Source organism: Erythrobacter sp. (assembly GCF_030066995.1).
Classification (GTDB): domain Bacteria; phylum Pseudomonadota; class Alphaproteobacteria; order Sphingomonadales; family Sphingomonadaceae; genus Erythrobacter.
The window spans coordinates 66,327-88,697 of the sequence record NZ_JASJAP010000002.1; the positions used below are offsets into that span (position 1 = coordinate 66,327).

Genomic DNA, 22,371 nt, shown 5'->3' on the forward strand with positions numbered 1-22,371 from the left:
CGGCTTACTATGGCGCAGAGGAAGCCATAGCTTTCAAGCGGGCCTGATCGACCGCCGCCTGATAACCGCCCCGCGTCCGGTCACGCCAATAGATCGACAAGAACACGAAGCTGGCAAAGATCGCGAACGGAACGAGCACTCCGATGGCCTCCAACCCGGCGCGACTCTCTGCAATCGGATCGAGCGCGTCAGCTGTCGCCATCCGAGCATCGACGAGACCACCGAGTAGAGGCGTCGCGATGAGCCCTACGACAGCGGAGCCAACCGTCGCCATGAGGCCGAGGCCAACCGCTCCCGATTGCGGCACGCGCTCCGATACCAGCCCGATCATGGTCGGCCACATGAGCGCTATACCGAAGGCGAAGATAACGGCGGCGGTCAGGACGGCGGCCGTGCCATCAGCGGAGCTGAGCAGCCACAGACCCAACGCCGTCACCAGGCATGATACGCCCATAAAGAGCGTCGGCGGCACACGGGCGAAGATCGCGCCCGGCGCCACCGCGCGCAGCACCGCCATGATGCCGTTGATTAAAACGAGGACGAGAATGCCGGCCATGCCGCCGGCTTCGAGCACAGCAGGGATCCAGCGGTTGGGCGCAAGCTCAAGGCTCGCGGTGATCGCCATCAGGCAGAGCAGAATCCAGAGCAATCGCGATTTCGCCAGGGCTCGCAAAGTGTCGCCGACCGTCAGACCTGCGCTCTTGACCTCGGTTTGCGGGAAGCGGGTCCCGATCAGCAACGCTCCATAGAAGAGGGTCGGCACCAGCGTGACGGCGATCGCACCGCGCCACCCGCCGACATCCATTTGCGCCAGTATGTGGATCAGCAGGCCGCCCGCAGCGATCCCGCCCGGGAAGAACAAATGGAAGCGGTTGAGCATCACCGCCTTGCGCTCGGGATAGATAGTGGCAACCAGTGGATTGCAGGCCGCCTCCACAAGGCCGTTGGCAACCGAGAGAACGAGGGCGCCGACAAACAACATCGCAAAGCCATCGGCCCCGATCATTGTCGCCGCGCCAGCCAGGTGTCCGGCCAACGCAAACCATAGGAGCCGTTTCGGGCCGAAGGCGTCGCAGAACGGGGCGAAAACCAGTTGCGCAACCGCGATGCCCCATATTCCGGCACCGCCAATCCAGCCGGTTTCGGCGTTGGTGAGACCGAAATCTTGCCGAAAGGAGAACATCGCCGCGCCAATCGCCGCAAAATTGAACGCAACCGCCGTCAGCGAAGCGCAGCTAATCCAGAACAGCCGAATGTTCGAGGAAGCCCCGCTTTCACTTGATGACATACTGGCCCCACAGCTCCATTTTCCAATCCGAGAATATCGACGTTGCGGGAGCTTGGCAATTGCGGGCTCGTTGAGGGCTGTGCCCAAACGAGAACTCGACAGCCACCAGGGTCTGGATTTATAGGGCCCATATGACGACCGTACGACGCAAAAAGTCCGTGTCCGGTTCGGGCCAGAAGGAGACCACAGCAGACGCCGTTTCGTCGCAAGCGGAAAAGGAAGAATCGCGCAAGCTGGGCCGCAGATTGCGGGTTATGCGACATGACCGCGACTGGAATCTGAAAGACCTCTCGGAACGATCGGGTATCGCGATTTCCACCCTTTCCAAGATCGAGAATGGAACGCTGGCGCTCAGCTATGACAGGCTTATCAAGGTCGCTCAGGCTTTTGGATTGAGCCTGTCCGAATTCATCACCGACGTTCATGAGAGCAGACCCGACGGACCGAACATGGTGCGCGGTCGCTTCAGCCTCGCGCGCCCGGGTAGCGGCGAGCGGATGGAAAACAGCAATTACAATTACGAATATCTGTGCAGCAATCTGCGTAGCAAAGTGATGACGCCGGTTCTGGCCGAGCTCAAAGCCAGGACACTGGAAGAGTTCGGACCGCTTTCGCGCCACGATGGCGAAGAGTTTGTGATGGTGCTCTCAGGCACGGTCGAAGTGCACACCGAACTCTACAGTCCCGAAACACTGGAAGCCGGGGAAGGCCTCTATGTCGATAGCGGCATGGGACACGCCTTCCTCAGCGTGAGCGACGAGCCGGCCAGAATCCTGTTCGTCAATGCCTTCGGTGACAGCGCTCCCGATCCAACGAAGTTGAACGGTTAGAGCCGATCGAGTTCGGCACCTAGTCAGCTGCAACTGGTCGCAAATCAAGGTGATGGTAGTCGTAACTGAAGTCTGCAATCGGTGACACCGCGCGGGCCTTAATCCGCTCCACTTTCCCTTCGGGCGACAGGATGAAGGTGAGATAGGCCTCTTCGCTGTCGGGATCGGTCCAGTCGGTGATGAACGTTCCGTTTTGCCAGTATTCAAGACGCCCTTTGAGCCGCGGAGTGCGATCGAAGGAGATCGATAGGCCGGAGGCGTCTTCTGAGATGGTCACCGTGCCGTACCACTTGTCGCGATAGGTCCCGGCATAGGCGCTGAGCGGGAGCGCGGGCGTGCCGCCTTCTGGCCGGTTAGCCTGAGCCGCTTCTACTTCGGCCTTGGCCGAGGCAAGCCATTCGGCCTGCCGTCGCTGAAATATGCTCAGCCAGTCGCGTGGCTCGGCACCGATGTAATGATCAAGCAGTGTGTTCGTGACCGCATCGATCAGAACGCCCTCCTCGGCGTTGGTCATGATCATGAAGGCGACATTCTTTTCCGGAATGACGACCTGACGCGACCGTCCGCCATCGACCCCGCCCCCGTGATTGGCGATCAGCGCGCCCCGATAATCGTAGACGATCCAGCCCAGCGCGTAGAACCGGTAGCGCGGGCTGGCGACTGATTCCGGCCCGGTCCATTGCCACGTTCGCATCGGCGTGTGCGGCGCCATCAGCGTCCGGATCGTTCCCGGAGCCAAAAGCTGTGTGCCGTCTTCCAGTTTGCCATCGTTGAGCACCAGCTTGAGCCACGCGGCATAATCTCCGGCCGACGACCATGCATCTCCCGCCGGAGCCGAGACGCTGTCATTTCCCGCCGCCTCGAACAGCAAGCGCATCGGGCCTTCGCCCCGCATTCCCGAGCCGAAACGGGCGTGCAGAGAGGCGTGGTTGGTCGCCGGAAGCATGTCACTGTTCGCGACCGTGCGCCCCATGCCGAGCGGTGTAAACAGGCGTTCGCGAACGAAGGCTTCCCACGTCTTCCCCGTTACTTCCTCGACCAGTTGGCCAGCGACAACATAAAGGATGTTGTCGTAGGCGAACTGGCTCCGGAAACCGTATTGGGGCTCAAGGTGCCGCAACACTTCGACAAATTCGCGGCGCGTAAAGTCGGTGGGGGGGTAAAATGCTAGGTCTCCGGCTCCGAGCGAAAGCCCGCTCGAATGGATTAGCAGGTCACGCACGCGCATTTCACGCGTGACGTAGGGATCATGCATCAGGAACCAAGGGATGTGATCGATCACCCGGTCGTCCCAATTTATAACTCCGTCCTGCACCAGAAGCGCCAGCGTGACCGCTGTCATCGCCTTGGTGTTCGAGCCGATCGGGAAGAGCGTATTAGCATCAGCGGGGGTGTCTCGATCGATCCGTTCCACACCGAAGCCCTCTAGGAAGACGGTCTGATCCCCTTCCACAATGACCACCGAAGCGCCCGGTGTTCCAGTTGCCGCCCGGATCATCTCGATCCGTTGCGCGATGTCCTCTGGCGGCGCAGCGATGCTCGCCACCGGGAACAGGAACAGGGCGAGCGCCAGCAAAACTCTTTGCACGGATGACCTCCAACCGACCGACACTCTGTCTGGTCATATTCTCTGATACGAAAAATACTTTACACTCGGCCTCGCCTGCCGCAACCGTTCTCTGAGGAGGCGACAGCGATTTATGGACGATTGGACGGGGCTCTGGGCGATCGGTGGCCTATTCGCGGTTATGGCCATTGCCTTCGGTTCGGGCCGCTTCAAGTCGATGGCATGGTTGAGCCCGCCAGTGGTTGCGCTGTTTCTGGTTGCCCTGCTCGTCAATATTGGACTGATGCCCTCAAGCAGCGAGACCGGTGCGTACGGTTTGGTCTCTGGCCCACTGTTGCAGGCGGCGATCTTCCTGATGCTGTTGCAGGTCGATCTGGGGGTATTCAAGCGCGCTGGTGGCCCGATGCTCTTATTCTTCCTGGGAGGATGTTTCGCGATCGGGATCGGTGCGCTGGTCGCGGCTTTGTTTCCCTTTGTCGTTGCACCTACCGGAAAGAACCTTATCCCTCTCGCCGGAATGTTCACCGGAACGTACAATGGCGGCAGCGTTAACTTCAATTCGCTCGCTGCGGTCTATGATGTAAATCGCGATGGTGGCATTTATCCGGTAGCGCTCGCAGTCGACGCCGCCATGACGGCCCTTTGGCTAATCGTATCGGTCGCCGCCGCCCCTTATTTGAGGCGCATGAGCTGGAGCAAACGCAAGAACGGGATCGCTGATGATGACGGCCTGTCGGCCGAAGCTCCAGCAGCGACGCCGCTGGAACTGGCCATCGTCGGAGCCTGCCTGGTTGCGGCGATAGCGCTTTCGGACTTCCTCGCCCAGTTGATGCCATGGGGGCATCCGCTGCTATGGCTGACTGCCGTCGCGCTTGCCGCCGCGCAGACTCCGTTGGGCAAGCTTGCCATCAAGGTTGAGCCGCTTGCGATTGTCGCACTTTACCTGTTCATCGCGGCGATCGGGGCCGACATTTCGATCGCGGCGGTCGCGGCTGCGCAAGACCTCGCTGTCGCGTTGATTGTTCTCGTCACCGTGATGTTCACAACCCACGCTGTGTTCCTTTATGTCACCGGTCGGTTCATGAAGGCCGATAGCGACGTCATGGTGGTCGCCTCTCAAGCAGCCATTGGCGGTCCGCCGACCGCGCTCGCCGTGGCAGAGGCTATCGGGCGGCATGATCTGCGTGTTCCAGGCGTCGCCGCGTCTTTAATCGGTTACGCTGTTGGCACCTATTGGGGGCTCGCGGTCGCCCGGATGGTCGCCGGGATCATTTAGAGCACTTCTTGCAGGAGAAAGACGATGCGCATCTTTGGCGCCGCTCTGGTTACTGAGACGAATACTTTCGCGCCACTCCCCTGCGGTAGATCTGCATGGGAAGACTACGTCATAGCACGCGGAACAGGGTCCGATCCTGACTCTGGAACGCTTTTCGGCCCCCTTCTCGCGCTCTGGAAAGGAATGGCGGAGCAGGCGGGCGCGGAATTTCACGAAAGCCTTTGCGCCTTCTGCGCGCCGGGCGGGCGCACGCTCGACGTCGTATACGAGGAATTCAAGGCCATGATAATTGAGGACCTCAAGGCCGCGATGCCGCTCGATATCGCGCTGTTGTGCCTACACGGAGCGATGGCATCGGACAGCGTCGATGATTGCGAAGGCGATTTGCTGGCGGCGGTGCGCGAGATCGTAGGCCCGGATTGCATTATCGGAGTTGAATTGGACCTGCATCTGCACCTCACCGAAGAAATACTCGACCACTCCGATCTTCTCGTCGCCTATAAGGAATATCCGCATACTGATACCGGTGCGCGCGCGGCCGAGTTGTTCCAACTCGCGGTCCGGGCGGCCATGGGCGAGATAAAGCCGGTCACGCGCGCCTATGACTGCAACATGATGGGCCAATGGCGAACCGGGCAGGAAGACGTACGCGCCTTTGTCGATGACATGATGGCGGCCGAGCAAGACGGGACCGCGCTCAACATCTCGTTCGTGCACGGTTTCCCATGGGCTGACGTCCCCACGGTCGGTGCGAAACTGTGGGTGACGACCGACGGCGATGCCGAAGCTGCGGAAAGGCTCGCGGAAGAATGGGGGCGCCGCGCAGCGTTGGGTCTGCGGGAAGCGGGCTGCATTCCGCAGCTGACTGTCGACGAACTGGTGGACTATTTGCCCAAGGCACCCGAGGGATTGATCGTGGGCGCCGATATGGCCGACAACGCCGGCGGCGGCGCGCCGTCCGACAGCAGCTTTGTGCTTGAAGGTCTGGTGCGTCGCGGGGTGAAAGACGCAGCCGTCGGCGTGGTCTGGGACATGACAGCGGTCGATATCTGCCGAAACGCGGGAGTGGGCGCAGAACTCGACCTTCGCGTTGGCGGCAAATGCTCCACCGCCTCGGGCGATCCCGTCGACGGCCGCGCCATCATCCGCAGCATCATCGAAGATCATTGTCCCCCCGGTCTCGGCGGCATCCCGGGCCCGTTCGGGACCAGCGTATGGATCGAGTTCGAAGGCGTTGACGTCATCATCAGCAGCCTGCGCAACCAGACCTTCCATCCGGCGGCGTTCACCGACCATGGGATCGACCTGTCAACAAAGCGGCTGTGTGTGGTCAAATCGATCGAGCATTTTCACGCCGAATTCAAACCGATCGCCGATGAGGTGGTCTATATCAACACCCCCGGCGCGTTGCGCGCGGATTTCATGTCGATGCCATACACGAAGCGTAAGCTCGACTATTGGCCGAAAGTGGAGGAGCCACCGATCGGGCCGTTTCCGGCAAACTGACAGAAACGGTCGCGGGCTTATGTCGCCCAGCACTTCTGCGCGACGCGCAGCCAATTGCCGCCGAGCAGTTTGTGCAGATCATCACCATGCCATCCACGCTGGAGCAGCACTTCCACGATCTCATCGATCCTGGTTGGAGGGAAGCATCGGGTTGGCGTCTCATACCCGCAGTCAGGTGGGAAGGCCCCGATCATCGACTGCTTCTCACGCTCGAGGCCTGGAATGTCGAATACGTGGTCTAATCCGATCCCGACGTGATCGATACCAACGACCTGCGCCAGCGCCTCGACATGGTCTGCGAGACGCTCGGCTGTAACGCCCCCATTCAGAAAGATTTCGAGCCCGTTCACGCCGATGACCCCGCCCGTGTCCGCGCAAGCCCGAGCGAGATCGTCGGAAATATTGCGCGGATGCGGTGCGAGGCGCGCAAGGTTCGAATGAGAGAAGATCATCGGCTTCTTGGCGTAGCGCAGGGCATCAAACGCCGATCTCGGCGCTGTGTGGCTGAGGCACACAACCATGCCGACCCGCTCCATTTCGCGGATAAGATCATAGCCATCCTGCGAGAGGCCAACGTCGTCATCATGAACGCCTGACGCAGCCCAATTGCGCCGATTATATGCGAGCAGCATCCACCGAACTCCGCGCCGATAAAACTGTTCGACCAGGCTGAGATCGCCCGCGAGCGGTGCCGCACCCTCGATGTCGAAGACAATGCCCAGTCGACCGCTGCGCTTCGCCTCCGCCACATCGCGGGCCTTATCGATCATCATAAAACGGTCGGGATGCGCGGTGATCCAGGCCCGCATCTGCTCGGCCAAGGCGAAGTGATCGGAAAGCGAGACTTCGCCATAGCCGATATTGATGCTGAGCACGGTAACGCCTGCTTCGCACACCTCCTCCAGCTTGGGGAGAAAGGCCAGATTGTCATGCATGTCCATGGGCATGCAGGCGTGATTATCCCACACTATCGCATCGGCTAGTAGGTCGTTCGCCGAACTCTGCTCACGGAAAAGTGTCTCAACCATGGAATCCCTTAGGCAAGCGGGCGAAGATACGACCGGGAGTATACGAAAAAATTTCCATTTGGAAAATCGCGTCTATACAGCGGTCGTGCCGGGCGATTGAAGGGTGCGGCTCGGCAGGCATGAAGGACGCGTCGCAAATGTATCGCTATTCGGCGGCCACATTGCTGAGACAGGCGATGACGGACCAAAAAGGTTGGCCGGCCGCATGGCGGAGTACCAGTCCCAAAGCGCGTTACAGTGTGCTGATCGTTGGGGGAGGCGGGCATGGCCTAGCCACGGCATACTACCTCGCCAAGAACCATGGCATCACCGACGTTGCCGTGCTCGAAAAGGGCTGGATCGGCGGCGGCAACACTGGACGAAACACCACGGTCGTAAGATCGAACTATCTCTTCCCCGAAAGCGCGCGCTTCTATGACCACTCGGTCAAGCTTTACGAAGGGCTTTCGCGCGAACTCAACTTCAACATCATGTTCAGCCAACGCGGGATGGTAACGCTGGCCCACAGTCGACACGATCTCGAAGCGCAACGGCGCTGGGCCAACGCTATGCGATTGAACGGGGTCGACAGCGAGTTGCTCGATCGCGAAGGCGTGCGATCGCTGGCCCCGGCGCTCGACTTTTCTGAGGAAGCCCGGTTTCCGATCCTCGGCGGGTTCGTACAGAAGCGCGGCGGCACCGCCCGGCACGACGCGGTGGCCTGGGCCTATGCCCGCGCGGCTTCTTCGATGGGTGTCGATATCATCGAGAATTGCGAGGTTGAAGGCTTCGAGATCGGACCAGAAGGGCCCACAGCGGTACAGACAAGCCGCGGACGCATTAAAACCGGGGCCGTTGGCCTCGCCGTTGCGGGCAACTCAAGCTTACTCGCAAAACAACTCGGCCTGCGTTTGCCGATCGATTCTTTATCCTTGCAGGCGATGGTGACCGAGCCGGTCAAACCGGTGCTCGACACGGTCGTGCTCTCGCCCGCCGCTGCGGTCTATGTCAGCCAATCGGATAAGGGTGAATTGGTGATCGGCGGAGGACTGGATCTGTACACCTCGTACGGACAACGCGGAAACCTTCCAACCGCGCAGCGGATCCTCGCGGGTGTGCTCACGCTGTTCCCGTCCTTCTCGCGCCTTCGGCTGTTGCGCCAATGGGCGGGCACGGTGGATGTGGTGAAGGATTCCAGCCCGATCTTCGGTCGCTCTCCAATCCCCAATGTGTTCCTGAATTGTGGCTGGGGAACTGGCGGGTTCAAGGCAATCCCGGGCGGCGGCTGGTGCTTTGCCCATACGATCGCGACCGGCGAACACCATCCCCTCACCGCGCCTTTCGCACTCGACCGGTTCGAGAAGGGCGCGCTGATCGACGAAGCCGCCGCATCCGGCATCGCGCATTAGAAGGGGCGCGACGTGCTGAGCATTCCCTGCCCCCATTGCGGCCTGCGCGACGAAGATGAATTCGTGTGGGGCGGCGAAGCGCATCTCGTGCGCCCCCGCCTCGATTGCAGCGCAGAGGAGTGGGCGCAATACCTCTTCTACCGCGACAATCCGAAGGGGATTGCATTCGAGCGCTGGCACCACCGCTTTGGATGCGGCCAGTGGTTCAACCTTGTCCGCAACACGGCAACCCACACAATCGAGATGAGCTACCTCATCGACGCGCAACGGCCAGACCTGTGAGCCGTCGCCTGCCCACCGGCGGCGTGATCGACCGCAACCGCACTGTGACCTTTCGTTTCAACGGCCGTGAATATTCGGGGCATCCGGGTGACACCATGGCCTCGGCCCTGCTTGCAGCGGGCGTCGATCTGGTCGGGCGAAGCTTCAAGTATCATCGCCCGCGCGGGCTCTACGCCGCCGGGCTGGAAGAGCCCAACGGGTTGGTCACACTCGGCGCAGGCGCGTCAGCGCGGCCAAACCTCAAGCTGACCGAGATCGAACTCGCCGACGGAATGGAGGCCCACAGCGTCAATTGCGCTCCTTCGCCCGAATGGGATTGGCGCAGCGTCAACCAATTGGCGGGGCCCTTGCTGGGTGCGGGCTTCTACTACAAGACTTTCAAATGGCCGCATTGGCACCTGTTCGAAGGACCGATCCGCAACGCCGCCGGCCTTGGAGAAGCACCGACCGGCCCCGACCCTGACCGCTATCAGCACCGACGCGCGCATTGCGATGTGCTGGTGATCGGGGGCGGCATGAGTGGCCTCGCAGCGGCGCGCGAGGCGGCATTACAGGGCCGCGATGTCATCCTGGCCGAAACTGATTTCGTTTTGGGTGGCTCGGCGCTCTGGCGCGGCGACACCGACACCTGCCGAGCCATCGAGCACGAGTTGCGCGCGATGGGCAATGTCCGCATCCTTACGAGGACATGTGTGTTCGGTGCCTACGAGCATGGAATGTTCGCCGCAGTCGAGCATTGCCTTGATGGCACATATGCCGAGCGCCTTTGGCTCATCCGAGCCGGGAAGACCGTCCTTGCAACCGGTGCGATCGAACGACCAATGGTCTTTGCGGACAATGATCGGCCCGGCGTCATGCTCGCGAGCGCCGTTCATGCATATGTCGTACGGTTTGGCGTGCTGCCCGGTCAAAGGGTGGTGCTAGCAACCAACAACAGCAGCGTCTGGCCGGTGGCCGAGGTCTTGCGGGATGCTGGCGCTGAGGTCACCATCGTCGATGCCCGCTCAGATCCAGCCGAGCCGCCGGAAGGCGTCGCGCTTAAGGCCGGTACATTGGTGCACCGCGCAAAAGGTCGACGCCGTGTGAAGGCTGTGGACCTCCTCTCAAGATCAGGCGCAAGTGCTGGCGCTCTCGACTGCGACCTGCTGGCGGTTTCGGGCGGGTGGACACCAACTGCACACCTCTATTCCCAGATGGGGGGCAAGCTGCATTATACCGCAGATCTCGCCGCCTTCGTCCCGCAGCAGGATGATGGCCAAATCAGCCTTGTCGGAGCAGCGGCAGGCGAATGGGGCGACTACAACATCGACCCCATCTGGGAGGTCCCAGGTCCGGGTAAGAAATTCGTCGACCTCGCCAACGATGTCACTGCGCAGGACATCGCTATCGCGGCGCGCGAGGACTACCGCTCGGTCGAGCATCTGAAGCGCTACACAACGCTAGGGATGGGGATCGATCAGGGTCGGACCTCGAATGTCAACGGGCTCGCGATCATGGGCGAGCACACGCAGCGCGCGCCCGGCGAGGTCGGCACCACACGCTTCCGTCCACCATACAGTCCGGTCACACTGGGCACCCTCGCCGGGCCGGATAGCGGGATGACTTTCGCGCCTATCCGCTATCTGCCCGCGTATGGCTGGCACCTTGAGCAGGGCGCGCTGATGGAAGAGCATGGACCATGGCTGCGGCCCGCCGCCTACCCACGCGGTGGCGAAGACTGGCAAACAGCAGCCCAAAGCGAAGCGATCCATGCACGCACCGGCGCGGCGCTTTTCGATGGCTCGCCGCTCGGCAAAATCGAAGTGTGCGGCCCGGACGCCGGTGCCTTCCTCGATCGTTTCTATGTCGGCACGGCGTCGAGCCTGAAGCCAGGGCGCGCGCGCTACGGCCTGATGCTCGACGAACATGGGATCATCATGGATGATGGCGTTTTCGTGCGGATCGATGAACAGCGCTTCCTTGTGCACACGACGAGCGGAGGAGCGGACCGGATCGCGGCGCATTTGGAGGAATGGCACCAATGCGAGTGGCCCGATCTGGACGTCGCGATCCTGCCGGTCACAAATCAATGGGCGGTCATGACGGTGAGCGGTCCGGAGGCCCGCAATATCGTCCATCAGCTAGACACGGATATTGACCTTACAGACTTCAAACACATGCAGTGGCGCGAAGGCACAATCGCCGGCCTGCCGACGCGGATCCTGCGCGCCAGCTTCACCGGGGAGGCGAGCTATGAGATCAATGTGCCTGCCAGCCATGCAAGCACGTTGGCCGAAAAGATCCTGACGCTGGGCGCGCGTCCCATCGGGATCGAAGCGTTGATGATCCTGCGCACCGAGAAAGGCTATCTCCACGTCGGCGTGGATACCGATGGCACCACGCAGCCGCAGGATGTGGGGATGGCCGGGCCGCTCAAGCGAAAGACATCCGATTTTGTCGGCCGGCGCTCGCTGCTGCGCGAGGATGGGCGAAGAGCCGATCGTTTGCAGCTTGTCGGTTTGAATAGCGGCGATGCATTTCTCAATGTTGGCGCGCAGGTGCTCGCGCCCGAAGGACAGGTGCCCGGGCCGACTGACGGGCATGTCACCTCTTCGTATTTCAGCCCAACGCTTCGCAGACCGATTGCGCTTGCTCTGGTCCGCGCGGGGCAGGCGCGATTGGGCGAGGAGATCGAACTCTATGACATGGGAAAACGCCTTCGCGCGACCATCACCTCGCCGGTCGCGCTTGATCCGAAAGGAGATCGCCTGAATGCATGATCTGGCCCGGATAGCGTTCGAAGAAACGACCGAAGTCGACTGGGGCGGAACGGAGCCGGTGCTCACGGCCTGCACAGGCGGTGCTGTCTTGCACCTGAAGCTCGCCAGGGCGGACAAGGAGCTGACAGCGAAACTTCGCCTGCCGGAAATGGGGCTGGCGACCGAGAGCGCCATGGCGATCGGACCGGCGGAATGGCTTCTTTTCTGCGACGGCGATGTCGGGGGTTGGAGGTCGCGAATTGAAGGCGCACCAGCAGGCATCGCCCATGCGCTAAGCGACGCAAGCGACCGGCTAGTGCGCCTTCGCCTCGCGCGTGACCCGGATATTCTTAGCGGGCTCACCGGACTGCCGGCGGACGCATTCGATGATGGCCGTTGCGCCCGAACGCGGATGGGACAGACCGCCGTCGTGGTCGCCTCGTTTGAGCGCGACCACTTGCTGATCATCGATCGCGCTTACGAAAGACACTTTCGGCTCTGGTGGGGAAGAGCGCTTTAGGCTCCATGAGCGGTGCCCTCACGGGCGGATTACAATCGGATTCTCGGAAACTGCAAGGACATCCACCGCCCCACGATTTGCCGAGCGAAAGTCGAGGGCAGACCCATCCCTGCTATGGGCGGGCCTGCCCTCTCCCCCCAGCTTCATTCGTACGCTACGCTCAGCCCGAGAAAGAACTGCCGCCCACGTGGATCATAAGAGCCCGCATTGATCGGAATGAAGCTGGCACCCGACTGGAAGGGTGGAAGTTGATTGAACAGGTTGTTCACCCCGGCGCGCAGTGTGATGGGGCTGCGACCGGCTTCGAAAGAGTAGCTGTAAAGCACGTCCACCCGTTGATCGTCAGAGGTGTCCTGGCGCGGGTCATCATCCGGGATCAGATCGTTGGTGAGGCCTGCCGTAACGCGATAGACCGCTTGGATGAAGTGTCCATCGAGCCCCCATGAGGCGCCGAAATTGCCGCGCCACTCCGGAATCCCGAAGTCCGATCCCCCGGCTGCGATGTCATTGGTGCGACCGACGCCGTCTACCACGGGAGCGTTGGCGTTCGCCTTGAAGTCATAGCTGTTCGTCCAGGATCCTCCGGCGAAAAAAGAGAGCGCGCCCGGTATCGCGGCGGTGTCAACGTCCCAGTTGACGGAGAAATCGAACCCGTCGGTTTTGAGCGAGGATGCGTTGATCCAGTTCACATCGATCGCGACGATCTCCCCACCGGGCAAGGTCGTTACGCGGTCGGCGTTCGTCACGCCGCCCGAGGCGACGAAATCGTCCACCACGTCCTGGGCGTTCTCGAGCACGATCAAGCCAGTGAAATCGATGTTCCAATAGTCCAACGCAATGTTGAGACCCGGAGCGGGTGTTAGGACCAGCCCGGCGTTGATGACATCGGCCTCTTCCGGATCAAGGTCGGGGGTTGGTTGCGTCAGAAGCAGAGGTTGCAGAATACCGAAACCTGGCTGGTTCACTTGCTGAGTTCCGGTCTGGGTGCCGAATAGCTGGATCAGCCCCGGCGCGCGGAAGGAAGTTCCCCAGGAAGCGCGGACAGCCAAAACGTCGTTGATCGTCCAGAATGCGCCGACCTTCGGGTTGAAACTGCTGTAGGCATCGTAGTCCTCGTACCTGCCCGAAAGGTTCAGATCGAACCCTTCGAAGATCGGCGCCTTCGCTTCGAAGAAGCCCGAATGGCTGTCGATAGAGCCCGAAAAAGGCACTTCGCTGGAGACAAAACCGAAAGCGCCATCAAGTTTGAGATCGTTGAACGTGCGTGAGAGAGAAGTGTCGCGGTACTCGTAACCCACGGCCACTTCGACGGCTCCGGCAGGCAGCTCGAATAGACTCCCCCGGACCACTGCGGTGCCAACCAGAAGGTCCGAATCCGCAAAGTTGATCGCGCGCGGGGTGATGTATTCGACCAGTTCGGGATCATTGAACTGCGGATCGCCCTCGGAAGCCAGATAGGCGTTTCCAAACGGGTTGAAGTACTGACAATCGCCCACACCGGGAGTGCCGTTTACAGTATCGCAGTCGGGTCCACCCAGCCCCACCAGGGCGTTCGTCAGCCGTTCCACATGCGTGTCGCGCGTGCTCGATACGGTGCTGTTCTCGGAATAGGTAAGGTTGGCGCTCCAAGACCAATCGCTTGCGCCGATGTCGCCATCGGCCCATCCCGTGATGCGCCAGGTTTCCGTGTCGGCGAGCGAGATGAACGGCTCACCGCTCGGAGGACCGTTGGGCCGACCGCGATACAGGACATCGCCGCCGAACGTGTTTCCAGGGTTTTCCTCAGGCACGAGTATCGAGCCAAACACAGGGAACGCGAAGCCACCGGCGCGCGACAGCTCGTTCTTCGAAAATGTGCCCTCAACCCCGAGCTTAAGCGACGCGCTGGCGTCAATCGTGATCGCGGCGTACGAATTGATCCGCTCCGATGCGGCGATTGAATCTCGCGCAAGCAGAAGGTCCGTCCGACAGATCTGATTATTGTTCGACGGCGGTCCAAGAAAGCCCGCGATCCCTGCCGGACCAGGCCCGCCCAGGCTCTCATCCTCGCACAGCGGATCGCGGATGAAGCGGTCGGGGAGCGAGCTGGCGGGCACCGAGGCATTGTAGGTTTCGCCTGGGATCAGCCGATAGCTCGAAGGATTGCCGAAACTGGAGAGCGAACCGTTCTCGAAATTGTTCTGCGTCAGGAATTCATCGACCTCGTTATAGCCGCGAAAATCGAACGACGTTCGGTTCATGTAGTCGGCGGCGGCCACGAAGTGCACATCGCCGAAGCGTTGCCCGATGATCGCGCCGATAACGGTCTCTTCATGCGACACCCCATCAAGGTTGTTGTGTGTAACGTCCAACGCGACACCTTCGAAATCGTCACGCGTGATGAAGTTGACAACACCGGCGACAGCGTCGGCTCCGTAGGTAGCTGACGCCCCGTCTTTGAGGACTTCCAGCCGTTCGATCATGATCGCCGGCAGGATCGTGCTGACGTCAACCGCGACCGTGTTGGCGTTGTTTGCCTCCGCGCTATCCACGATCCGGCGGCCGTTCAGCAGCACCAGAGTAGCGCGTGGTCCGAGGCCGCGAAGGTTGATCGTTGCCGCGCCGGACTGACCATTGGCTTGCGCATCCGTGAACACTGCGCTGCCGGCAAAGGCAGGAACCAGATTGAGCAGTTCGCCAACGGAACTGCGCGGTTGGGTCTCGATGTCTTCTCGCGAGATGACATTGATTGGCGTTGCGCCGAACTCGCGTTGCCCCAGCAACGTGCCGGTGACGACGATCCCTTCATTCTCCTGCTCGGATTGCGTCTCCCCTGTATCGTCTTGTGTTTGCTGGGCCTGAAGCCCGGATCCCATGGCGACCAACGACGCTCCCAGAAGCCAGCCGCCACACTTGAGCAATTGCCAACGCATCATCTCTCCCCTTTGATCGTTGTCTTCTTGATTCCCCAATCTGGAAGGCTTGTTGGAAGAGTTCGTGGGCTGGCATCTCTTGCTCAGAAATTCGGTCCCAAGACCGCGCCCAGCCTGCCTCGCCGTTCCCCCTTACCTCAGTCCCTCAACACAATCAGGATCGCAATTAATCAGACGTCTGTCAAATTATTCGTCAGACGTCGTTTTATTATTACTTTCTTGCGTGGCCTTCATGCGGGCACGGATCGGGCAGGAGTGCCGGCAGGCGCTCCATTTTGATGGGAAAAGAGCTTTCGATTTAGAAGCTTGCCGCGAGCCAACGCCGGGCCCCGAACCGGTTACGTCTCAAACCAGCTACGTAGCTTTCCATGGTCCTGCCAAAGGGCGCTTCTCATGCCATCACATCCGAAGCAGCGGTCAAGGACCGCCTCGGCCCCGCCCTTTCGCACAAGGGCCTGCAGTTCGTCGCCCATTGGATCGTCGACAAAGCGGCCATCGTGAAGGTGCCAAAGCCACGCCGCAAACGCTTGGCGGATAGCGGGCGCATCGCTCCCACGCGATGCGTGCCAGGCGATCGTGTCGAGCCAGCGCTGCGGGATTTTCTGGGTGCCATCCATGGCGATCTGATCGAGCCGGTGGCGCAAGGCAGGGTCGCGAAACCGCTCTAGCAATTCGGCTGCGTAGCCGTTCAGATCCTGGTCGGGAGCGGCATCGACCGTCGGCGCGGCTTCTTCGAGCATCAGCGATCTGGCCATCGCGCCAAGCTCCGCATCCGCCATCGCTTCGTGCACATAGGCATGACCCCGCTGGAGACCGCAATAGGCGAGGAAGGAATGCGCGCCGTTGAGCATGCGCAACTTGGCGGTCTCGTAGGGTGCAACATCGGACACCAATTGCGCGCCGTGCTGCTCCCAAGCGGGACGAGGCCCGGCGAAACGATCCTCGATCACCCATTGGCTGAAGCGCTCGGTGAAGATGGCGCCATCGTCCTCCACGCCAAGGCGTTCTGCCAGCCAGGTGCGGTCTTCACCGGTCGAGCGCGGAACGATGCGGTCGACCATGCTGGAGGGGAAGGTGCAATGCTGTGCGATCCACTCGTCAAGGTCGGGCGCGCGCGCTGCAGTCCATTGCGCCATAAGCTGTTCGAGCGTGCGACCGTTATCCGGCAGGTTGTCGCAGCACAGCAGCGTCACACCGGGGAGGCCCGCACCGCGCCGCCGTTCGAGCGCTTCTGACAGCAGCGGATAGAAACTCTTCTGCGCAAGGGAAAGATCGAGCGTCCCCGCCCCACTGCGGGCATAGCCCTTTTCAGTCACTGTGAAACTGACGATGTGGCAATCGGGCGAAGCGACCCGCGCGATGATTGCATCGCGATCGCGCGCTGCCACCAGCACCTCTCGCACCGCGGCGATCACCCGCGTTGCTGCGTTCTCGCCCGAGCGTTCGGTCAGAGTGTAAAGCCCGTGCTGGGGGTTCAACTGGTCGGCGACGGCGGCGGAACGCAGCGAGACGCCGCTGATCGCCCAGCCTCGATCGCCTGCATCCATCGCCAGATCTGTGTACCAGGCCTGATGCGCGCGGTGAAACGCACCGATCCCGAAATGGACGATGCCAATGCTCTGCGCATCGCGATCATAGCCGAACCGCGTCACATCTTGTGGCAATTGCGTCAGTGCCGATGGCGAAAGCCTCACAGCCGATAGGCTTTCTTGGCGAGGTTGTACGCAAGATCCTGCGCCAGTTCCGCGGCCTCCCAATCCTCGATCCGATGCTCGGCGACGAGCTGCGCGAGGAACCCGCAATCGATCCGCCGCGCGACGTCATGTCGCGCCGGGATCGAAAGGAAGGCGCGCGTGTCGTCATTGAAGCCGACCGTGTTATAGAACCCTGCGGTCTCGGTCGTCATCAGCCGGAACCGCCGCATTCCTTCGGGGCTGTCATGGAACCACCAGGCCGGCCCCAGCTTGAGGCACGGATAATGCCCGGCGAGCGGCGCCAACTCGCGCGCATAACTGCTTTCATCGAGCGTGAAGAGGATGATCGAAAGGTCTGCCGCGTTGCCGTATTTGTCGAGCAGTGGCTTCAATGCGTGAACATAATCGGTGCGCGTCGGAATATCTGCGCCTTTGTCGCGCCCGAAGGTCTCGAACAGGCGCTGATTGTGATTGCGCAGGCTGCCGGGGTGGATCTGCATTACCAGTCCGTCTTCAAGGCACATTCCCGCCATTTCGGTGAGCATCTGGGCACGAAAGAGCTCCGCATCTTCGGGCGATGCTGCTCCACCCTTCACACGGTCAAACAGCGCCTCCGCCTCAACGGGCGAGAGGTTTGCTGTCGCTGCGGTTGGATGGCCATGATCGGTCGATGTGGCCCCAACCTGCTTGAACACCTCACGCTGCTGGCGGTGCGCGGCAAGATAACCAGGCCATGTAAAACAGTCTTCGCCGCTGATCTCGGAAAACCGGGCGAGGTTGTCGGTGAACCCTTCGAATTCGGGATCGACCACGGGGTCGGGACGATAGGCGGTGATGACGCGACCGTTCCAATCGCATGCCTGGATCGTGCGGTGATGATCGAGCGTATCGAGTGGACTCTCCGTCGTCGCGATGACTTCGATACCGTAGCGATCAAACAATGCTCGCGGGTGGAAATCATCACGCTGCAACTTGTCGGATATGGTGTCGAAATAGAGATCGGCGGTCTCCCCATCGAGCTGAACATCTATCCCGAACGCTTCGGCAAACACCCAGTCGAGCCACATGCGCGACGGAGTGCCTCTGAACAGATGGTAATTCTCGGCGAGGATCCGCCAGGCTTCCCGCGGGTTGGCCTTGTGCCCGCCGATGCCTAGCTGTTCGAGCGCGATCCCTTGCGAATAGAGCATGCGAAACAGGTAGTGATCCGGCACCAGCAGCAACTCGGTCGCATTGCCGAACGGCTCGTTGAGCGCAAACCAGCTCGGGTCGGTGTGGCCGTGCGGGCTGATGATCGGCAAGTCGGCCACGCTCGCGTAAAGCTCACGCGCGATGGTTCGTGTCGCGGGATCGGCGGGCAAAAGTCGGTCGGGGTGAAGGTCAAGCGGGCGGGGCATTACGGAGTCTCCGAAGCAAAGAATTCGACAGGGGCCAGCGACAATGCAGGCACAAAAGTTATCAGGGCCAGCGCGGCGATCAGCGTCAGATAGAATGGCCAGATAGTCGCCATGAGGCTGGTTACCGGCAATTTGCCCACGGCCGAGCCGACGAAGAGCACCGACCCGACCGGCGGGGTAACCAGACCGACGCCCAGATTGAGCATCAGGATCACGCCGAAATGGACAGGGTCGACACCCGCATCCATCGCCACGGGCAGGAAGATCGGTGTCGTGATCACGATCAGCGGCGCCATATCCATGAAGGTTCCGAGCGCCAGAAGCATCACGTTGAGGATGAGCAAAGTCAGGAGCGGATTGTCGGTCATGAAGCCGATCATCGCGCCAAGCGCCGCGGGCACTTCAAGCAACGCCAGCGCAAACCCGAACGCCGTCGCGGCGGCGATGATGAACAGCACCATGGAAGCGGTGCGCACCGATTGCTGCGCCGCCTGCCAGAATTCGCTCCAGCCCAGCGCGCGGTAAACAAGAACGCCCACCAATACCGTGTAGATGACTGCGATCGCCGAGCTTTCGGTCGGGGTGAAAAATCCACTCAAGATGCCGCCCATAATGATCACCGCGGTCATCAGGCCGGGCACCGCATAGATCGCGGCCTTTACCAGCGCGCGCCAGCCCGGAAAGCGCCCGCGCGGCAGATCTCTTCTGCGCGCGACCAGCCAGGCCGTGACCATGAGCATCGCGCCGGTCACGAGGCCCGGGACGATCCCTGCAAGGAACAGATCACCCACCGAAAGGCCCATTCCCGAGGCGGCGGAATAGATGATCATGTTATGCGATGGCGGGATCAGCAGGCCGACGATGGCGGCGGTGACCGTGACATTCACCGCGTAGTCCTTGGGATAGCCCTTCTCCTCCATGAGTGGGATCATGGTCGATCCGATCGCCGAAGCGCTGGCAATGGCCGAGCCCGACACCGCGCCAAACATCATCGAGGCGCCGACATCGACCAGCCCGAGACCGCCCCGCACCCGGCCCAGCGCGGCATCGGCGACTCGCACCAGCCGCCCGGCGATCCCCGCGCGGTACATCAGGTCTCCGGCAAAGATGAAGAAGGGTATCGCCATGAGCGCAAACACGCTGATCCCCGAAGCGATACGCTGCACCGCCACGGTCGGGGGAATACCGATGACGGCGAAGCAAGCCAGCGCCGACCCGAACAGCGCAAAGCCCACCGGGACGCCGATAACGAGCAGCAGCGCGAGCGCGCCCAGCAGGACCGCGAGTTCCATCAGTCCCCTGCGCTCTCTGGCGACTTGGCCTGCCATGTCTGGGGTAAGGCAAACCAGGCCATCAGCAGACCCGCCAAGGGTAAAGGGAAATAGGCCACCGCCCGGCTGAGCCCAAGCGAGGGGATGGTGTTGCCACGCACAGCCCAGCACAGCTGCGTCCCATAGATCGCCAGCATAACGCCAAGGAAAAGCGTAATCGCAGCCACGACGCGGCGCAGGATCGTCGCGCGTTCTCCGAGGCGGCCTTCGAGCAGCGCAATGCGGATATGGAACCGTTCGTAGACCCCGGCTGCGGCCGCCAACATGACGTACCAGATCATCAGCGCAAGCGCGGCCTGTTCGGTCCATGATGGGCTTGAATCGAGCACGAATCGCCCAAACACCTGCCAACCGATAATCGCGGTCATCGCCACCAGGCCGAGCGCCGCCAACCGGATCAGGGCCATCGAAAGCCAGCGCGTCATGGCTGTGGCTCTTCAAGCGCTACGATCTGCTCTACCAATCGTGCTTGCGCTGCGGTGGTCACATGGGCCTGCCAGACCGACTTCATCCGCGCTGCAAATCCGGCGGTATCGAGTTCGTTCACCTCAACACCTGAGGCAACGATCTGCGCGCGCGATTGGGCGACGCGCTCATCCCACAGTTTACGCATATATGAGACGCTGTCGCGCGCGGCGGTGCGGATAAGCGTCCGCTCCCCTTCGCTCAGCCTGTCCCAGCTGTGCTTGCTCATCACCAACACCTCAGGCGTGAGCAGGTGCCGCGACAGGCTGTAATACCCTGCCACCTCGTAATGCCGTGCGCTTTCGAAGGAGGGCCAGTTGTTCTCGGCCCCATCGATCACGCCCTGCGCCAGCGCCTGATATACCTCGCCATATGGGATCGGCACGGCATTGGCGCCCAGCGCATTGACCATGCTGACATAGAGATCCGATGCGGGCACCCGCAGTTTGAGGCCGCGCATGTCCTCGGGCGTACGGATTGGCCGAGTGGTGTTGTAGAAGCTGCGTGCACCCGAATCATAGAAGCACAGGCCGATGAGGCCGTGTGGCGCTAGCGAGGCAAGGATCTCTTCGCCGATCTCGCCGTCAAGCGCCCTCCGCATATGCTCGGTCGAGCGGAATACAAACGGGAGCGAGGCGGGGATGGTCAGCGGGGCAATCGAATTGAGCGGCGCGAGATTGACGCGAGTGAAATCGAGGCCCCCGAAGCTAGTAATTTCCAGGGTATCGATCTCGCCGCCGAGCTGCCCGCCAGAATAGACCTTCACACCCAGCCGCCCGCCGCTGCGCTCGGCCAGGAGTCTTCCAACATATTCGACCGCACGCACGGTGGGATAATCCGCTGGATGAGCATCGGCAGCGGTGAACAAGCCACCAAGCGTGCGCTCACAAGCCGCCAGCATCGGCGTGCCAATAGCGGCAGCCGCACCGGCGATCCAGCGCCGCCGGGTCAATGTATGGCCATGGATACCCATGAAACTAACGCGCCACGTCGCCCGCGTTTGCATCAAACCTTTCGAGTTCGCTGCGAGATATGGTCAACATGTCACCATGCTGGCCGTGCTTCAGCGCACTCAGCGCAAGTCCCGCGCTTCCAATTGCATAGAGTGTGGCGTCTTCGCGCCAACGCATCAAGACGCCCGCAGCAAAAGCATCGCCTGTACCGATGCGATCGACGACATCTTCGATCAGGACTGGACGGGATTCCCAGTGCGCCTCGGGCGTATCGATCCGGGCGCTGATCGAATGCGCACTCGCTGAATGAACAGTGCGCTGAGTCGACGCGATGAGCTTGAGACCGGGGAACTGATCGAAAGCGGCTTGCGCTGCGGCGGCGCGGTCCCCTTCGGTTTCGCTCGAAAATTTCTCACCAAGCATCATACCGATGTCCTTGTAATTCCCGAACAGGATCGTTGCCGATGCAGCCAGCTCCCGCATAATTGCAGCCGGATCACCGCCCCATTCCCGCCATAGACTGGCCCGAAAATTCCCGTCCAGCGACACAGGCACAGCGGCCTTACGCGCCGCCGCCGCCGCCGCCTGCACCAGCGTCACCCCGTGCGGACCTAAGGCAGGGGTAATGCCCGAGATATGCAGCAAGCTTGCGCTCCCGAGCAGGCCGGCGAAATCATAAAAGCAACTATCGGAGTTGGAGAATGCGCTGCCAGCTCGGTCATAGATAACCTCGCCGGCGCGCGATCCGACGGGAGGTTGATAAAAATACAGTCCCATTCGGCCGGGCATTCGCGCGATGCCGCTGACATCGACCCGAGAGGCGGCCAGCCCGCGCACAGCCCGGTTGCCAAGAGGGTTATCCGGCACGGTGGAAACCATCTTGGCAGGGACACCGAGCTGACCCAGCGCTGCCGCCACATTTGCTTCTGCTCCGCCTACCGTCAAATCGACTTTGTCGGCGCTTGCAAAAGGGTGACCCGGCGCAGCGGAAACCCTCAATAGGACTTCCCCAAAGCACAAAACGGGACAGGAATTTTCGGACATCTGGTCTCTGGCGTTGATTTTCCAAACGGAAAAATATCCGCGATCGGACCGATTTTCCAGCCAAATTTCAGGCTGCGGTGACCCTGAATTTTTCGCTCTCTACAGAGCCTGTGAAGCACCCGACCTGTCTGGGTCCACGCGACATCCTCGAA

At 61.3% G+C, this 22,371-nt stretch carries 17 protein-coding genes; 7 read left to right on the forward strand and 10 right to left on the reverse strand.

Features of this window, described 5'->3' with window-relative positions; genetic code table 11:
* Positions 1 to 7 precede the first annotated feature (7 nt).
* Complete coding sequence (locus QNI87_RS06545; protein ID WP_300595387.1) at positions 8 to 1,288, reverse strand: MFS transporter; 1,281 nt, start codon at positions 1,286 to 1,288, stop codon at positions 8 to 10.
* Between the two features lie 131 nt (positions 1,289 to 1,419).
* Between QNI87_RS06545 and QNI87_RS06550 the strand changes: the two genes are divergently transcribed.
* A complete protein-coding gene (locus tag QNI87_RS06550) occupies positions 1,420 to 2,118 on the forward strand; it encodes an XRE family transcriptional regulator (protein WP_300595388.1) in 699 nt (232 codons plus the stop codon).
* A gap of 19 nt (positions 2,119 to 2,137) precedes the next feature.
* On the opposite strand, the gene QNI87_RS06555 is transcribed toward QNI87_RS06550, so the two are convergent.
* Positions 2,138 to 3,706 (reverse strand): serine hydrolase, encoded by a 1,569-nt coding sequence (locus QNI87_RS06555; protein WP_300595389.1) that lies wholly within the window; start codon positions 3,704 to 3,706, stop codon positions 2,138 to 2,140.
* A gap of 112 nt (positions 3,707 to 3,818) precedes the next feature.
* Between QNI87_RS06555 and QNI87_RS06560 the strand changes: the two genes are divergently transcribed.
* A complete protein-coding gene (locus QNI87_RS06560) occupies positions 3,819 to 4,961 on the forward strand; it encodes a DUF819 family protein (protein WP_300595390.1) in 1,143 nt (380 codons plus the stop codon).
* Positions 4,962 to 4,985: 24 nt separating this feature from the next.
* Positions 4,986 to 6,467, forward strand: coding sequence for a M81 family metallopeptidase (locus QNI87_RS06565; protein ID WP_300595391.1), 1,482 nt, complete (start codon positions 4,986 to 4,988; stop codon positions 6,465 to 6,467).
* A 17-nt stretch (positions 6,468 to 6,484) separates the two neighbouring features.
* Here QNI87_RS06565 and QNI87_RS06570 read toward each other — a convergent pair whose 3' ends face one another.
* Entirely contained in the window at positions 6,485 to 7,495 is a 1,011-nt protein-coding gene (locus tag QNI87_RS06570; RefSeq protein ID WP_300595392.1) for a membrane dipeptidase, read from the reverse strand.
* Positions 7,496 to 7,632: 137 nt separating this feature from the next.
* On the opposite strand from QNI87_RS06570, the gene QNI87_RS06575 reads away from it, so the two are divergent.
* The 4 genes from QNI87_RS06575 to QNI87_RS06590 are packed head-to-tail and all read left to right on the forward strand — an operon-like array spanning position 7,633 to position 12,423.
* Positions 7,633 to 8,883 carry a sarcosine oxidase subunit beta family protein gene (locus QNI87_RS06575; protein WP_300595754.1) on the forward strand — a complete coding sequence of 417 codons (1,251 nt, stop codon included), beginning with the start codon at positions 7,633 to 7,635 and terminating at the stop codon, positions 8,881 to 8,883.
* A 12-nt stretch (positions 8,884 to 8,895) separates the two neighbouring features.
* Positions 8,896 to 9,165, forward strand: coding sequence for a sarcosine oxidase subunit delta (locus QNI87_RS06580; RefSeq protein WP_300595393.1), 270 nt, complete (start codon positions 8,896 to 8,898; stop codon positions 9,163 to 9,165).
* Positions 9,162 to 11,924, forward strand: a complete 2,763-nt coding sequence (locus QNI87_RS06585; protein WP_300595394.1) for a 2Fe-2S iron-sulfur cluster-binding protein — start codon at positions 9,162 to 9,164, stop codon at positions 11,922 to 11,924. The genes QNI87_RS06580 and QNI87_RS06585 overlap by 4 nt, the downstream gene beginning before the upstream one ends.
* Positions 11,917 to 12,423 carry a hypothetical protein gene (locus tag QNI87_RS06590; RefSeq protein ID WP_300595395.1) on the forward strand — a complete coding sequence of 169 codons (507 nt, stop codon included), beginning with the start codon at positions 11,917 to 11,919 and terminating at the stop codon, positions 12,421 to 12,423. The genes QNI87_RS06585 and QNI87_RS06590 overlap by 8 nt, the downstream gene beginning before the upstream one ends.
* Before the next feature lie 143 nt (positions 12,424 to 12,566).
* Here QNI87_RS06590 and QNI87_RS06595 read toward each other — a convergent pair whose 3' ends face one another.
* The 7 genes from QNI87_RS06595 to QNI87_RS06625 form a co-directional block, all read right to left on the reverse strand.
* Positions 12,567 to 15,338 carry a TonB-dependent receptor gene (locus tag QNI87_RS06595; RefSeq protein ID WP_300595396.1) on the reverse strand — a complete coding sequence of 924 codons (2,772 nt, stop codon included), beginning with the start codon at positions 15,336 to 15,338 and terminating at the stop codon, positions 12,567 to 12,569.
* A 335-nt stretch (positions 15,339 to 15,673) separates the two neighbouring features.
* Positions 15,674 to 17,029, reverse strand: coding sequence for a mannitol dehydrogenase family protein (locus tag QNI87_RS06600; protein ID WP_300595397.1), 1,356 nt, complete (start codon positions 17,027 to 17,029; stop codon positions 15,674 to 15,676).
* Positions 17,026 to 18,426: a glucuronate isomerase gene (gene uxaC / locus QNI87_RS06605; RefSeq protein ID WP_300595398.1), complete on the reverse strand. Its 1,401-nt coding sequence runs from the start codon at positions 18,424 to 18,426 to the stop codon at positions 17,026 to 17,028. The genes QNI87_RS06600 and uxaC overlap by 4 nt, the downstream gene beginning before the upstream one ends.
* Positions 18,426 to 19,718, reverse strand: coding sequence for a TRAP transporter large permease (locus QNI87_RS06610; protein ID WP_300595399.1), 1,293 nt, complete (start codon positions 19,716 to 19,718; stop codon positions 18,426 to 18,428). Before QNI87_RS06610 ends, uxaC begins: the two co-directional genes overlap by 1 nt.
* The gene (locus QNI87_RS06615; RefSeq protein WP_300595400.1) at positions 19,718 to 20,182 is read right to left on the reverse strand and encodes a TRAP transporter small permease; all 465 of its coding nucleotides are present in this window, start codon (positions 20,180 to 20,182) and stop codon (positions 19,718 to 19,720) included. Before QNI87_RS06615 ends, QNI87_RS06610 begins: the two co-directional genes overlap by 1 nt.
* Positions 20,179 to 21,195 carry a TRAP transporter substrate-binding protein gene (locus QNI87_RS06620; RefSeq protein ID WP_300595401.1) on the reverse strand — a complete coding sequence of 339 codons (1,017 nt, stop codon included), beginning with the start codon at positions 21,193 to 21,195 and terminating at the stop codon, positions 20,179 to 20,181. Before QNI87_RS06620 ends, QNI87_RS06615 begins: the two co-directional genes overlap by 4 nt.
* 4 nt (positions 21,196 to 21,199) lie before the next feature.
* Positions 21,200 to 22,219 carry a sugar kinase gene (locus QNI87_RS06625; protein WP_300595402.1) on the reverse strand — a complete coding sequence of 340 codons (1,020 nt, stop codon included), beginning with the start codon at positions 22,217 to 22,219 and terminating at the stop codon, positions 21,200 to 21,202.
* Between the last annotated feature and the right edge of the window lie 152 nt (positions 22,220 to 22,371).

Excerpts from the sequence above, each read along its gene's own strand:
- QNI87_RS06545 (WP_300595387.1), bottom strand. The coding sequence starts at position 1,288 with ATGTCATCAAGTGAAAGCGGGGCTTCCTCGAACATTCGGCTGTTCTGG.
- QNI87_RS06595 (WP_300595396.1), bottom strand. The coding sequence starts at position 15,338 with ATGATGCGTTGGCAATTGCTCAAGTGTGGCGGCTGGCTTCTGGGAGCG.
- QNI87_RS06550 (WP_300595388.1), top strand. The coding sequence starts at position 1,420 with ATGACGACCGTACGACGCAAAAAGTCCGTGTCCGGTTCGGGCCAGAAG.
- QNI87_RS06575 (WP_300595754.1), top strand. The coding sequence starts at position 7,633 with ATGTATCGCTATTCGGCGGCCACATTGCTGAGACAGGCGATGACGGAC.
- QNI87_RS06565 (WP_300595391.1), top strand. The coding sequence starts at position 4,986 with ATGCGCATCTTTGGCGCCGCTCTGGTTACTGAGACGAATACTTTCGCG.
- uxaC (WP_300595398.1), bottom strand. The coding sequence starts at position 18,426 with ATGCCCCGCCCGCTTGACCTTCACCCCGACCGACTTTTGCCCGCCGAT.
- QNI87_RS06625 (WP_300595402.1), bottom strand. The coding sequence starts at position 22,219 with ATGTCCGAAAATTCCTGTCCCGTTTTGTGCTTTGGGGAAGTCCTATTG.
- QNI87_RS06590 (WP_300595395.1), top strand. The coding sequence starts at position 11,917 with ATGCATGATCTGGCCCGGATAGCGTTCGAAGAAACGACCGAAGTCGAC.
- QNI87_RS06615 (WP_300595400.1), bottom strand. The coding sequence starts at position 20,182 with ATGACGCGCTGGCTTTCGATGGCCCTGATCCGGTTGGCGGCGCTCGGC.
- QNI87_RS06560 (WP_300595390.1), top strand. The coding sequence starts at position 3,819 with ATGGACGATTGGACGGGGCTCTGGGCGATCGGTGGCCTATTCGCGGTT.
- QNI87_RS06610 (WP_300595399.1), bottom strand. The coding sequence starts at position 19,718 with ATGGAACTCGCGGTCCTGCTGGGCGCGCTCGCGCTGCTGCTCGTTATC.
- QNI87_RS06570 (WP_300595392.1), bottom strand. The coding sequence starts at position 7,495 with ATGGTTGAGACACTTTTCCGTGAGCAGAGTTCGGCGAACGACCTACTA.
- QNI87_RS06620 (WP_300595401.1), bottom strand. The coding sequence starts at position 21,195 with ATGGGTATCCATGGCCATACATTGACCCGGCGGCGCTGGATCGCCGGT.